The sequence below is a fragment of the Flavobacterium mekongense genome (genome assembly GCF_047038255.1).
Lineage (GTDB): Bacteria > Bacteroidota > Bacteroidia > Flavobacteriales > Flavobacteriaceae > Flavobacterium > Flavobacterium mekongense.
The window spans coordinates 2,257,087-2,269,643 of record NZ_CP174374.1 but is presented as its reverse complement, the minus strand read 5'-3'; the positions used below and the strand labels follow the sequence as shown (position 1 = coordinate 2,269,643).

The window sequence follows — 12,557 nt, the reverse complement described above, 5'->3', positions numbered from 1 at the left end:
GCAATAACAATTTAAACCGCCCAAAAAGAAGTTACATTTGTTTTTTATCCCAACCATGAGCAAAAGAGATTTAAAAAAGTATTTAGCAGAATTATCTAAAGAACAACTCGAAGAGCAATTGTTGGAACTTTATGATAAGTTTAGCGATGTAAAGGTTTATTACGACTTTGCTTTCCATCCCAATGAGGAAAAACTCATCCGCGAAGCCAAATTCAAGATTTCCAACGAATACTTTCCCCTTAAAGGTAAAAAACCTAGAATGCGACGTTCAGTAGCTCAAAAATTCATCAAGCATTTCAGAACGCTTGGTGTTGATGTTTTTTTAGTAGCCGATTTGATGCTGTATAACATAGAAATTGCGCAAGCTTTATCAGCCGAACGAACTCCAAAACAGATGATGTTTTACAAAAGCATGTCCATTTCTTTCCATCAAGCTGTGGCGTTTCTAATTGAACACGGCATTGTAAATGAATTTTACGATAGAGTAGTGGCTATCAAAGAAGCAACTGTCCGTCAAAATTGGTCCAATCATTATGATTTTACAGCAGTTACCGAGCGACTCGAATATTAAATTTTAGTTATTTACCGGTTTTCATGATGCAATAACTCTTTTTTAGCTGTACTTTTGCAAAATTGTACAAAACGCTATGTCTCATAAAGATTTAAAGGTAGAAATTGAAGAAAAAAAGGAGCTTTACGACTACCAAAAGGGAGATATTGACAAAATTTTTGAGCGATTAGACAATGCTCCTAATGATTACCATTTGCTGTATCAATTGCCTACAGGCGGGGGAAAGACGGTAATTTTTTCAGAGATTGTTCGCCGATATTTATCCAAACACAACAAAAAAGTTGTAGTACTGACACATCGAATTGAGCTTTGCAAACAAACCTCTAAAATGCTCAAAGGTTTCGATGTTAAAAACAAAATCATCAACAGCAATATTAAAGAGCTTCCTGATCAAGATGAGTATTCTTGTTTTGTGGCCATGGTGGAAACCCTTAAAAACCGCTTAAACGACGAGAAATTGATGATTGATAATGTTGGTTTGGTGATTATCGATGAAGCCCATTACAATTCCTTTCGTAAATTGTTCAGTCAGTTTAAGAATTCTTTTATCTTAGGGGTAACAGCTACACCTTTGAGCTCAAACATTAAGCTTCCGATGCATCAAAACTATGATGAACTCATTGTAGGTGACACCATACAATCATTAATAGATAACGGTTTTTTGGCCAAAGCCACAACTTACAGCTATGATGTTGGTCTAACGTCACTCAAAGTGGGCATCAATGGCGATTACACCGTAAAATCTTCAGATGATTTGTATATGAATATGGTGATGCAAGAAAAGTTATTGCATGCCTATACTGAAAAATCACTGGGCAAAAAAACCTTGATTTTCAACAACGGAATTAATACTTCTTTGTATGTTTACGATACTTTCAGAGAAGCCGGATATACTATTAAACATCTCGATAATACCACATCGGCTGAAGATCGGAAAGAAATTTTGCAATGGTTTAAAAAAACACCGGATGCTATTTTAACTTCGGTAGGTATTTTAACCACCGGATTTGATGAACCAACCGTAGAGAGCATTATTTTAAACAGGGCAACCAAATCGCTAACGCTATATTTTCAAATGATAGGACGCGGTTCTCGAAAATTACCGAATAAAGATGAGTTTACGGTTATTGATTTAGGGAACAATGCTTTAAGGTTTGGATTATGGAACGATCCCGTTGATTGGCAGCACATTTTTAAATCGCCCGAATACTATTTGGAAAGCTTGCGCGATGATGCCGAAATTGAGTTGAATTTCAAATACAGCATGCCGGAAGCTGTTCGAAAAATGTTTGCTAAAACAGCTGAAGTAACCATGGATATTGAAGCTGAGTTTAAAAAAATAACAGCGCTGAATTTACGATCCAAAGAAGTCATTGAGCGTTCCGTAAACCAACACGCACTTATGTGTGTTGAAAATGCTGAAGATTTGTATGGCGCCAAAATGTTATCCAAATTACTAAACGATGATATTGAAAGTCGTGTTAAGCGCTATGTAAACTGTTTGGGAAAAACCAGTAAAAATTACCGTGAATGGCTTATTGAGGATTATAAAACCAAATTAAGTTTGGCTATCGGAAAAAAATTCAGAGAACTCAATTTTTAAATTGATTATTGATGTTAATCAATCTAATGCGTTGTATTACAGGGTTTAAAATGATTCATATTTTGTTTAAATTGCTTACACGATGCAAACTATAATTTATATTATGTAAAATAGAATTTTTGATAAATTCAAACTTATAATCCTAATATTAGTTTTCAAATCTTTTTAACAATTACCCTTTCTTGCAGAAAGCTTTACTATTTTTGTCACGGTATTTGTGTTTTCAAAAAATGTATTTATGAGTAATTCTGTCGCTGAAAATATTGCTAATTTTCTAAGAGAATATCCGCCGTTTAATTATTTGCGTCACGACGAATTAATTCAGGTTGCTACCAGTATTGGCGTGGTTAGTTTGGATAAACATAAAACTTTATTCAAAATCGACGATAAATTACACGATAGTTTTTATGTAGTGGCTTCCGGCGTGGTAAATCTTTCCGTTATTGCTGATGCCGAAGAAACATTACTCAATAAATGTTATGCCGGAGATGTTTTTGGTTTACGTCCGTTTTTTGCTAAAAACAACTACATGATGACAGCCAAAGCACGTGAAGACAGTATTGTCTATGCTATCCCTATTGCTGTTTTTAAACCCTTTGTAGCACAAAATCCACAAGTTTTAGACTTTTTATTAGAGAGTTTTGCTACCAATACACGAAACCCATTCGATAAAGAAAACCGTGGCAAGCTTATCACAGATAATGTTTACACTGAGAACCAATCGAATGAGATTCAGTATTTTCAATCTTTAGCGTACAATAAAGCTCCTTTAAAAATTGCCGGAAATACCGCTGTGAAAGATGCTGCTCAGTTGATGACAGAAAACCTGATAGACAGCGCCATAATTATTGAACAAAATTGCCCTATCGGCATAGTTACAGATACCGATTTCAGAACCAAAATTGCTAACGGTCGTTTTCCTATAGCGGTTAATGTCGACAAAATCATGTCGGCTCCGGTAATCACAGTTCCCGAAAATGTGTCGGTTGCCGAAGCCCAATTACTATTACTAAAGCACAATGTAAGCCATCTTTGTGTAACTCTAGATGGTTCAGATAAATCAGAGGTTAAAGGAATAATATCCGAACACGATTTAATTGTGGCTCAAGCCAATAACCCCGGTGTATTAATCAAGGAAATCAAACGTTCACTAACTCCTAAAGAGCTAAAATCTGTCCGTGAAAAGCTAACCGATTTAATACAAAGCTCTATCGCTAAAAATATCCCGTTACCTCATATTTACAACATTACCGGAGAAATCATCACTGCCATCATCCGTCGCTCGGTAGAACTGGCTATCTTAGACTTAGGTTCTCCTCCGTCGCGTTTTGCCTGGTTAAGTATTGGAAGTCAAGGACGTAAAGAACAATTGTTGCTGACCGATCAAGATAGTATCTTAATTTTTGAAGATGTTGCCCCGGAAAAATACAGAGATGTTAAAGATTATTTCCTCAAACTATCTAAAAGAGCTACGGCTATTTTAGAGAAAGTGGGTTACCAATACTGCCCTAACGGTCACATGGCCAGCAATATGCTTTGGTGTAAATCTATGAGTGATTGGATCAAACAATACAACAATTGGATGAAAATGCCGGGTGAAAAATCTAACGACATCAGTAGCATCTTTTTTGACTATGAAATTGCTTTTGGCGAAGGTAAAATTGAAGATTCTATCTCTGATTTAATTTTTGCCAATACTAAAAACAATGCACTTTTCTTCGATTATCTCGGCAATGATACTTTGCGCAAAAATCCACCATTAAATTTCTTTAAAAAATTTAATGTCGAAGAAGAAGGTGAACACAAAGGAAAATTTGACATCAAAAACCGTGGCATCATGCCATTGGTTGACGGTGCGAGACTCTTTGCTTTAAGTTTGAATTTACGCGGCATAAACAACACCTATGCCCGATTCAAACAATTGGCTTTGGTTGATCCTAAATTCTCCGAAATTTACTTGAACTGTGCCGATGCTTTCCTTATTTTGTCAAAGTTCAGAACTTTGGAAGGTTTAAAAAATGACAGTTCCGGAGATTTCATTAATATAGAGGAGTTGAGTAAAGTAGAACGTGAAAGGCTCAAAAATGCCCTATCCCCAATGAAAGATTTGGAAGAACTGATTAAAGACAAATTTCAATTAACACAATTCTCCTAACATGCTGGATTGGATTAAAAACATCAATAAAGAATACCCCGATTTTTGGAAAGCATATTTGGCCAAGTTTGAAACCAAATCCAATCGCTATGTTGTTTTAAATACAGAAACCACCGGTTTAAACCCGAAAAAAGATGTGATCCTCTCTTTTGGTGCTTTTGCTGTGGTAAACGATATGATTAAAATTGGTGACAACTTTGAAGTAGTGATATTGCAATACAAGTACTTACACGATAACGGCTTGTCTAATGAGTTTTTAATCGAGAGTAAATTGCCAAAGCTAGCCGAGCCTCAGGCAATGCAAGCGTTAGTAGAATACATCGGAAACTCTGTTTTAGTTGGTCATCGCATTCATTTTGATATTGAATTGATCAACGAAGCCTTGGAAAAAATGTTATGCGGAAAGTTAAAGAATGAAGCACTCGATATCGAAATTATGCATCAGAAACACTTAGACATTACCAACAAATCATTCTCTATAGATGACATGGTGAAGCATTACAAATTGCCGTTAAGCGAGAAGAACTCTGCTTCCGATGATGCCTATGCCATCGGATTATTGTTTTTAAAACTCAAAATGCTTTTAGGATTCAAATAAAAAACCCGGTTTAGAGCCGGGTTTTTCGTGATCTGTCAAAATCAAACAAAACAATAATCAAACTATTTTTTTATAAACATGTTGGTGTAATATTTTTTTCCGTTATCAGGGTTAATGGTTACAGAGATACCTAGGTGGGTATAATCACCTTCAATGTTGGCTTTGTGCGAGGGACTGTTTAACCAAGCACTCATAGCACTTTCAGCCGTTTGATAGTTGTAAGCAATGTTCTCTCCTACTTTTTCAGCGTTTAGTACTCGTACCAGGTTGTCTGAACGTTGTTGGAAGTAATCGTGATTCACCACATTGTTATCAATCATGTAAAAGTTGTGCTCTTCCGATTTGTAAGAGATGTGATTGATAACTGCTAATGGATTTAATCCTTTGCTTTGACGGTAGTCGTTGATTAAAGTAATCATCTTTAACTCAGTTTCGTTGTAATTGTAAGTAGTTACAACTTGTTTGTCTTCAGCACCGGCTTCTGAGGAATCAGAAGAACAAGAAACCATAGTGAACAAAATTGCTAACGGCAACAATGCTCTAAACATTTTTGCTTTCATAGTAGTAGGTTAAGTTTTTAATAAAGTAGATGTGGGGCAAACACTTTATTGATTAATAATGACAGATTGTAAATAAAGTAGATGTGGGGCAAACACTTTATATATTTTCTTTTCTAAGAACGTATCGTTTGATTTGATTGGACAATATTAGCAAAAACACCGATTAAAATACAAATAAAATCGATGAAATACACTTTTTTGATATTACTATAAGATATATTCTTACAATATTGCAGTTCGTCGATATTTTTTAAGACATAAAAAAACCACTCGCTTTGGAGTGGTTTTAACTTATACCTTACTTGTATCAACTTCAAGGTGATAACCTGTCAATTTGCCAATTATAATCTTCCTGTAACTTATATCGAATTCTGTCGTGTAGACGATTTGGTCGGCCTTGCCAAAACTCTACCTCTACCGGACGAACTAAAAAGCCGCCCCAATAGTCAGGTCGAGGAATAGGTTTTCCTTCAAAGTCTTTTTCAAGTTCCTTTAATTTTTCGTCTAAATAAGCTCGGGAAGGAATAATTTCACTTTGAGCAGACACAATAGCACCGAGTTTGCTTCCATCCGGTCGGGAATCAAAATAGTTATCAGAAACAACCTCCGATGTTTTTTCGGCTATCCCTTTGATAATCACTTGGCGCTCCATGCTATGCCAGAAAAAAGACAAACAAACCTTGGGATTATTGAGTATGGCTTTGCCTTTTTCTGATTGGTAGTTGGTGTAAAAAATAAAACCTTCTTCATTAAACTTTTTTAGTAGCACTACCCTACTCTTTGGAAAACCATCTAAGCCAATCGTAGCTACAGTCATGGCATTAACTTCTTCGGTAGTACTAAATTCCTCCATTTCGTAAAACCAACGGTGGAAGAGGTTGATAGGATCTTCGGTGAGACTTTCTTCTAAAAGCTCACTTTTCTCATAAGATTTTCTGTAATCGCTTAAGTCTTTCATAGCATGAAGGATTGATTGGGTAAAGTTACTAAGTTTTCAGGATAAAAATAGGTATTGCCATCACTGATAGATTTCGAGCCTTTCACCCCTAATCAAAATCAAATACTTTACCGTCGTCACCTAACAAGACATTCGGAAAAATGGCTTCGGCTTCTTGTTGGAACAACTCGATACTGCTGTAGCGTGTGCTGTAATGGCCCAAAATCAAATGCTTCACGTTGGCCAGCTTTGCAATAGTTGCGGCCTGTTTAGCGGTGCTGTGCATGGTTTTTTCGGCTTTATCAGCTTCCGACTCGAGAAAAGTGGTTTCATGGTACAGTACATCTGCGTTTTGAATAATAGGGAGAATGGATTCGTCGTACATGGTATCACTGCAAAAAGCGTAACTCTTGGTCGGCTCGGGGTCAAAACTAAGTTGGGCATTGGGTATGATTTGTCCATTATCCAAAGTAATGTCACCTCCGTATTTGATTTTTCGATAGTAAGCCTTGTCAATTTTATATTGTTCAACCGCTTCAACATTTAGTTTACGTTCTTTAGGTTTTTCCTGAAATAAAAAACCATTGGTATAAACGCGGTGTTTGAGCGGAATGGTTCTAACGACTACTTTATCGTCCTCAAAAATGACTTCACTTTCTTTTGATTCCAACTCGTGGAAATACAAATTATATCCGGTGAACGAATTGGAGTAACGCAATTGTAGCAAAATGATTTCTTTGATGCCTTTAGGACCGTAAACGTGTAAATCGGTTTGGCGGTTGAGCAACATAAAAGTAGAAATCAATCCGATCAAACCATATAAATGGTCACCGTGCAAATGCGAAATGAAAATATGGTTGATTTTGGAAAACTTGAGCTTGTTTTTGCGGAGTTGTACCTGGGTTCCTTCGCCGCAATCAATCAGAAACATGCGATTGCGGATTTCCAAAACTTGAGCTGTTGGATTGGTAATGGTTCTTGGCGTGGCTGCATAGCAACCCAAAAGGGTTAATTTCATATGTCTAGAATCCTAAATCGCGCTCTATTTCTTCCATTTCTATAATATCGTGCGCCTCTAAAATAGTTGGCACCAAAATAATATTCTTTGGTACCGCATTAAAATCGACGCTGTCGGCTACCAAAACAATAGATTTTTTCTGCTTTTTATGCAACTTAATCAATTCGGTAAATGACTTTACCACTTCCAAAGTCAGGTTTTGGTCGTGAGACAAATCAAGTATCAAATTATAATTTTTAAAACTGTTGTGTTCGTGGGTGACTTTCATTAAAAATGAAGCAGTATCACCAATAGTATCCTTTAGTATAGTAGTGTGGCCTTTTTGTTCAACTTTCATGGTTAGGGGAACTGAATTAATCCGAAGCTAATTTAGGAAGATTTTGCCATTTTTTGGGTATATGACTACTCTTTCTCGAAATCAAGATGCAGTTCATAGAAAAAATTGGTTTTTCATCGATGAAATGCACGTTTTTTTAACATTTCATAGATGAACTGCACAAAAAAAACGCTGAAAACCCCCGAATTCATTGAATTTGTCGATTAAACGACTTTTGAGGTTAGTTATCGAAAAAATTTCAGTCGCCCACACTCTTGAAGTAGTTTTGACCCAAGAAATAACAACAAAACCAAATTTAAGATATGACAACAAATAACTCAATAGCTCAAAAAAATGTAACTAACGTTAGATTATTTGTTTTATTCGTTTTATTAGTGTTATCAAGCAACGGAGTTTTCGCTCAAGCTAAAGAAACTGCTACTGCTCCAATCGCTACTACTGAGGTTTCAGTTGTTAAAGAAAATACTATCGAAGTTACTACTGCTTCAACTGTAGCTTCAATGGACTTCGCTATCTGGTTTATGGGAACTCAAAAAACTTCTTCTGAGTCTTCATCTAAATCAACTTCTTTCAGCAAAAAAGCTTTGATCAACTCAGGTATTAAAACTAACAGTGTTTTAATCAGATCTATTTTGAAAAAAGTTAGTACTCAAGAAAGCAGCGTAGCTTAATCATTCCATCGAGTTAAGTTAGGATTACATTATAAATTAGGTTAGTTTTGAAAACCAAAAAGTCCCAAGTTAATCGGGACTTTTTATTTAGGGTTTTGTTTGAAAATAACTTCGGTTGCACCTTGACCATACTTTTGATAATTAGCATCCTGAAAAATTAGGTTATCATAGCGGCCCAGCATAAAATCTAATTCCGATTTCAAAATACCTTCGCCGACTCCGTGAATAAATACTATTTTTGGAATTCTATTGCGTATGGCAAACTCTATATGCTTTTTGGCCGTCTCACTTTGTAAGGTTAGAATTTCGTAATTACTCATCGATTTGTAATTCTTGACCAATTTTTCTATGTGCAAGTCAAACTCGGGTACCGGAACTTCTTTCTTGGAACGCTTTTCTTTATTGATATAGTTAGGCTTTTTAACCTCTTTTTCGGCGATGATATGATTTTTATTGAAATGGATAGGTAATTCGCCTTGATCCATTTTCAGCAATTCTTCTCTTTTGAAAGTAAGATTAAAGCCGTCGGTTGTCTCGATGGTAACTTCATGACCTTTCACTTCAATTACAGTACCATCAATAGCATCGTCTAAAACGGTTACTTTGTCGCCTTTATTGAGTATCATCTTGGTCTGTATTGTCGTTTTCAGATTCTTTACTTGGTATTTTCTCGCTTAGTTTCATCAAACCAAACATTAACAGCACCATAGCGGCTATTAATTTAAATACATTGGGTTGGTCTTGCGCCTGTTCGTACAAACCGATAGCTATAGCCACAAGCATTATTAAAAGGAAAATTTTTTTCATAGTCAATTTTTCTCTTTTCAAAATTACAGAATTTCATGAAGTTATGCCACAAAAAAAAAGCATCCTCATGAGAAGATGCTCTTTAACAATTTTCTTTTAATAACTATCGTAAGGCACTAAATCCTATAACCATAATAATAGCCATTAAAATGTATAAAGAAATGATAATGATTGCGGCAATTCCTAAAAATTTGTGGTGCGATTTTAAAGCTCCTAAAGCATCGGTTAAAAGAGCCGAATCCTTTGAATAAATCGCTTTTTTAGTATTGCTGGCATATCGGTACAAATAATAAATAGGAAACAAATATATCACCGCAATTACTATATAAAAAATGGAAACAATACCCTTTACTGCTCCAAAAGGTCCGGGAGTTTCGGGCATAGCCGACATTACCGAAGTCATAATGATAGCCATCAGCGCCAAGAATCCGACACCTACAAATCCTAAAATAGCTAAAAACATAGACCATTTGGCACTTTCACGCAAGTAGTCTAAGGCGGTTTGGTTTAAATGCAATTCAAAAGCATCAAATTGTGATTGGTTTTCATTTTCCATAAAATAGATATTTTGGTTGGTTAATTGATTGGTTACGACTCAAACGTTTTGAGAGTATTAATGATAATCTCGATACAATCACGCAATTGGTCTTCAGTCATGACCAAAGGTGGCGCAAAGCGTATAATATTACCGTGTGTGGGTTTGGCTAATAAACCGTTTTCGGCTAATTTAACACAAATATTCCAGGCAGTATCACTTTCTTCAGTATCGTTAATTACTATGGCATTCAATAATCCTTTACCTCGAACCAAGGTAACAATATTGGAAGTTTCGATGTATTTAGCCAATTCTGAGCGGAAAATTTTTCCCAGTCTTCTGGCATTTTGAGCCAAATGTTCATCGGTTACTACCTCTAAGGCTGCCATAGCCACAGCGGCTGCTACCGGATTGCCGCCAAAAGTGGAACCATGTTGTCCAGGTTTGATGACATTCATAATAGAGTCATTAGCCAATACCGCTGAAACCGGATAAGCGCCACCGGAAATGGCTTTTCCTAAAATTAGGATATCCGGAGTAACATAACCCTTTTGTTTTTCGCACTTGTTTTCGCAGGTACAATTACCGCAAACCGCTAATAAAGAACCTGTCCTGGCAATACCGGTTTGTACTTCATCTGCGATAAACAATACATTATTGGCTTCGCACAAGGCTTTGGCTTTGGTCAGATAGTCTTCGCTTGGCACGTAAACTCCGGCTTCACCTTGTATAGGTTCTACCAAGAAACCGGCGATATTTTTAGAGGAAGTGATGGCTTTTTCCAACGCCTCAACATCATCGTAAGCAATTTTAATAAATCCGGCCGTGTAAGGGCCAAAGTTTTTGCGTGCATTTTCGTCGTTAGAAAAGGAAATAATGGTGGTTGTTCTTCCGTGGAAGTTGCCTTCGCATACGATGATTTGTGCTTCGTTTTCGGCGATTCCTTTCTTTTCATAAGCCCATTTACGACAGATTTTTAAAGCCGTTTCAACAGCTTCTGCTCCGGTGTTCATGGGCAATACTTTATCAAAGCCGAAATACTTGGTAATGTACTCTTCGTAAACCCCTAATTTATCGTTGTAAAAAGCACGAGAAGTTAAGGTTAAAGTTTGTGCTTGCGCCATCATAGCGCCTACAATTTTAGGATGACAATGTCCTTGGTTTACGGCCGAATAAGCTGAAAGGAAATCGTAGTATTGTTTGCCTTCAACATCCCAAACATGAACGCCTTCTCCTCTACTCAGTACTACCGGTAGCGGATGATAGTTGTGGGCGCCGTATTGGTCTTCTAAAGCAATAGCATCAGCGGAAGTTAATTTTTCTAAAACTGACATTGGTGTTGTAATTTAATATTCTGTATTCGCCATTCCTTCTTAACGGAGAGAAATCATCCTTATCTTCGGTAAAAGTATAAAAAGTTTAAGAGTTTAAAGTTTAAAAGTTTAAGATTGTTCAACCATCAGCTATTTCTTAATCCTTTCCAAAATATCGTTCATCATTTCGATTTGAACTTTCTGAATTTCAATCAATTCTTGCTGTTGGTGCATGATTAAATGGTCTAATTTTTCATCGAGCATTCTGATTTCCAATTCCGATTTCAAATTGATCATATAATCTTTCTTGGCGCGCTCTCTATCCTTTTCCTCCTGACGATTTTGACTCATCATAATCACCGGCGCTTGCAAGGCTGCAATGCAAGATAATATTAAATTGAGTAAAATAAACGGATACGGATCGAAACCTTTGTTCAGTAAGATAAAAACATTTGAACCAATCCAAACCGAAATAAAAACAAAAAACGAAATGATAAAAGTCCAACTTCCGCCAAAAGCCGCTACTTTATCCGCAACTACTTGGCCTAAAGTGCGATTGTCTATTTCTTCTTCTACTTTAGCCACAAAGGATTTATCATCGTTGAGAGCTTGAATCACATTTTTTTGGAGTTTGGACAGTTGACCTATTTCGGTATTTAAGTATTTGGAAATGTATTTTTCACGATATACATTCAGCTCAGCATTGGCCAAACAATGCTCAGCAGAAAAATCAGGATGCTCTGTTTTAATCAAATTAAATATAGGTAAACGAATAGCACTTCCGGTGACTTTTTCTTTCATCGGAAACTCAACTCCTGAAATATCGCTTTTAAAAATGGCTTTTGAACTCATGACATTGATACGTTTAAAAAATTTAAATTAATAGTGAAAGTATTTGTCAGCTTCCTTTAAACATATCTAAAAGCTTGTTAACCGTGTTCCAATTGCGAGTGGTAGAGATTACATTCATGCTTTTTTCTATCCATTTATTGTCGAGTTTCGTATTGGCCGGCGACGAATGGTATTTGAGGTAAATCCTTCTACCGTCGAGTTGGATTTTATCGGGTTCGATGAAATTTAGGTTGAGTTGTGTTACCATTTGTTCCGGTACTTCTGCAGAAATAAAAGAAACATACAATTTTTTCAAGTCAACGCCTTCTTCGTCTAAAAACCGATTGCGTTCCAAACAAGCTTGCAAATCTTCTTTTCCTATTATTAAAACGGGAACATCATAACCAAAAGAATTCAGAATAGCTTCTCTGATTTGATTAGCCACTCGGTTGCCATCTGCTTCTTCTGAAGTTACAAAAACGTTACCCGATTGAATGTAAGTGCGAACATTGATAAATCCCACACCTTCCAAGCAACGGCGCAACTCTTCCATCTTGATTAGTTTCTGACCTGAAACATTAATACCGCGAAGTAAGGCCAAATGAGTTTGCATAAACCTAA

The 12,557-nt window shown here is 36.3% G+C and carries 15 protein-coding genes; 5 read left to right on the top strand and 10 right to left on the bottom strand.

Going from position 1 to position 12,557, the window contains the following annotated elements; translation table 11 throughout:
- The first annotated feature begins 55 nt into the window (after positions 1–55).
- The 4 genes from ACJG85_RS09730 (at position 56) to ACJG85_RS09715 (ending at position 4,927) form a co-directional block, all read left to right on the top strand.
- Positions 56–571, top strand: a complete 516-nt coding sequence (locus tag ACJG85_RS09730; RefSeq protein WP_412476300.1) for a DUF6155 family protein — start codon at positions 56–58, stop codon at positions 569–571.
- A 76-nt stretch (positions 572–647) separates the two neighbouring features.
- On the top strand, positions 648–2,174 hold the full coding sequence (locus ACJG85_RS09725; protein WP_412476299.1) for a DEAD/DEAH box helicase: 1,527 nt from the start codon (positions 648–650) through the stop codon (positions 2,172–2,174).
- Positions 2,175–2,412: 238 nt separating this feature from the next.
- Positions 2,413–4,329 (top strand): DUF294 nucleotidyltransferase-like domain-containing protein, encoded by a 1,917-nt coding sequence (locus tag ACJG85_RS09720; RefSeq protein ID WP_412476298.1) that lies wholly within the window; start codon positions 2,413–2,415, stop codon positions 4,327–4,329.
- A gap of 1 nt (position 4,330) precedes the next feature.
- Positions 4,331–4,927 carry a 3'-5' exonuclease gene (locus tag ACJG85_RS09715; RefSeq protein WP_412476297.1) on the top strand — a complete coding sequence of 199 codons (597 nt, stop codon included), beginning with the start codon at positions 4,331–4,333 and terminating at the stop codon, positions 4,925–4,927.
- A gap of 62 nt (positions 4,928–4,989) precedes the next feature.
- On the opposite strand, the gene ACJG85_RS09710 is transcribed toward ACJG85_RS09715, so the two are convergent.
- The 4 genes from ACJG85_RS09710 to ACJG85_RS09695 form a co-directional block, all read right to left on the bottom strand.
- Entirely contained in the window at positions 4,990–5,487 is a 498-nt protein-coding gene (locus tag ACJG85_RS09710; protein WP_412476296.1) for a CAP domain-containing protein, read from the bottom strand.
- A gap of 313 nt (positions 5,488–5,800) precedes the next feature.
- Positions 5,801–6,445 carry a pyridoxamine 5'-phosphate oxidase gene (pdxH, locus tag ACJG85_RS09705; RefSeq protein WP_412463930.1) on the bottom strand — a complete coding sequence of 215 codons (645 nt, stop codon included), beginning with the start codon at positions 6,443–6,445 and terminating at the stop codon, positions 5,801–5,803.
- Positions 6,446–6,533: 88 nt separating this feature from the next.
- Entirely contained in the window at positions 6,534–7,442 is a 909-nt protein-coding gene (locus ACJG85_RS09700) for a ribonuclease Z (protein WP_412476295.1), read from the bottom strand.
- A gap of 4 nt (positions 7,443–7,446) precedes the next feature.
- On the bottom strand, positions 7,447–7,779 hold the full coding sequence (locus ACJG85_RS09695; protein ID WP_412476294.1) for a ribonuclease Z: 333 nt from the start codon (positions 7,777–7,779) through the stop codon (positions 7,447–7,449).
- 302 nt (positions 7,780–8,081) lie between these two features.
- Between ACJG85_RS09695 and ACJG85_RS09690 the strand changes: the two genes are divergently transcribed.
- On the top strand, positions 8,082–8,450 hold the full coding sequence (locus tag ACJG85_RS09690; protein ID WP_409680961.1) for a hypothetical protein: 369 nt from the start codon (positions 8,082–8,084) through the stop codon (positions 8,448–8,450).
- Between the two features lie 83 nt (positions 8,451–8,533).
- Here ACJG85_RS09690 and ACJG85_RS09685 read toward each other — a convergent pair whose 3' ends face one another.
- From ACJG85_RS09685 to ACJG85_RS09660, 6 genes are all read right to left on the bottom strand, one after another.
- On the bottom strand, positions 8,534–9,073 hold the full coding sequence (locus ACJG85_RS09685; RefSeq protein WP_409680972.1) for a Smr/MutS family protein: 540 nt from the start codon (positions 9,071–9,073) through the stop codon (positions 8,534–8,536).
- Positions 9,063–9,233 (bottom strand): hypothetical protein, encoded by a 171-nt coding sequence (locus tag ACJG85_RS09680; protein ID WP_412463927.1) that lies wholly within the window; start codon positions 9,231–9,233, stop codon positions 9,063–9,065. The genes ACJG85_RS09685 and ACJG85_RS09680 overlap by 11 nt, the downstream gene beginning before the upstream one ends.
- A gap of 127 nt (positions 9,234–9,360) precedes the next feature.
- The gene (locus ACJG85_RS09675) at positions 9,361–9,813 is read right to left on the bottom strand and encodes a hypothetical protein (protein WP_409680955.1); all 453 of its coding nucleotides are present in this window, start codon (positions 9,811–9,813) and stop codon (positions 9,361–9,363) included.
- 32 nt (positions 9,814–9,845) lie between these two features.
- Positions 9,846–11,126, bottom strand: coding sequence for an ornithine--oxo-acid transaminase (rocD, locus tag ACJG85_RS09670; protein ID WP_412463925.1), 1,281 nt, complete (start codon positions 11,124–11,126; stop codon positions 9,846–9,848).
- A gap of 129 nt (positions 11,127–11,255) precedes the next feature.
- The gene (locus ACJG85_RS09665; RefSeq protein WP_409680949.1) at positions 11,256–11,957 is read right to left on the bottom strand and encodes a DUF1003 domain-containing protein; all 702 of its coding nucleotides are present in this window, start codon (positions 11,955–11,957) and stop codon (positions 11,256–11,258) included.
- 46 nt (positions 11,958–12,003) lie between these two features.
- A complete protein-coding gene (locus ACJG85_RS09660) occupies positions 12,004–12,549 on the bottom strand; it encodes a DUF1697 domain-containing protein (protein ID WP_412476293.1) in 546 nt (181 codons plus the stop codon).
- Between the last annotated feature and the right edge of the window lie 8 nt (positions 12,550–12,557).

Bases quoted from the DNA above. Each gene is read 5' to 3' on its own strand.
- ACJG85_RS09660 (WP_412476293.1), bottom strand. From the start codon at position 12,549: ATGCAAACTCATTTGGCCTTACTTCGCGGTATTAATGTTTCAGGTCAG.
- ACJG85_RS09715 (WP_412476297.1), top strand. From the start codon at position 4,331: ATGCTGGATTGGATTAAAAACATCAATAAAGAATACCCCGATTTTTGG.
- ACJG85_RS09675 (WP_409680955.1), bottom strand. From the start codon at position 9,813: ATGGAAAATGAAAACCAATCACAATTTGATGCTTTTGAATTGCATTTA.
- ACJG85_RS09730 (WP_412476300.1), top strand. From the start codon at position 56: ATGAGCAAAAGAGATTTAAAAAAGTATTTAGCAGAATTATCTAAAGAA.
- ACJG85_RS09695 (WP_412476294.1), bottom strand. From the start codon at position 7,779: ATGAAAGTTGAACAAAAAGGCCACACTACTATACTAAAGGATACTATT.
- rocD (WP_412463925.1), bottom strand. From the start codon at position 11,126: ATGTCAGTTTTAGAAAAATTAACTTCCGCTGATGCTATTGCTTTAGAA.
- ACJG85_RS09725 (WP_412476299.1), top strand. From the start codon at position 648: ATGTCTCATAAAGATTTAAAGGTAGAAATTGAAGAAAAAAAGGAGCTT.
- ACJG85_RS09720 (WP_412476298.1), top strand. From the start codon at position 2,413: ATGAGTAATTCTGTCGCTGAAAATATTGCTAATTTTCTAAGAGAATAT.
- ACJG85_RS09710 (WP_412476296.1), bottom strand. From the start codon at position 5,487: ATGAAAGCAAAAATGTTTAGAGCATTGTTGCCGTTAGCAATTTTGTTC.
- pdxH (WP_412463930.1), bottom strand. From the start codon at position 6,445: ATGAAAGACTTAAGCGATTACAGAAAATCTTATGAGAAAAGTGAGCTT.
- ACJG85_RS09680 (WP_412463927.1), bottom strand. From the start codon at position 9,233: ATGCTTGTGGCTATAGCTATCGGTTTGTACGAACAGGCGCAAGACCAA.
- ACJG85_RS09700 (WP_412476295.1), bottom strand. From the start codon at position 7,442: ATGAAATTAACCCTTTTGGGTTGCTATGCAGCCACGCCAAGAACCATT.
- ACJG85_RS09690 (WP_409680961.1), top strand. From the start codon at position 8,082: ATGACAACAAATAACTCAATAGCTCAAAAAAATGTAACTAACGTTAGA.
- ACJG85_RS09665 (WP_409680949.1), bottom strand. From the start codon at position 11,957: ATGAGTTCAAAAGCCATTTTTAAAAGCGATATTTCAGGAGTTGAGTTT.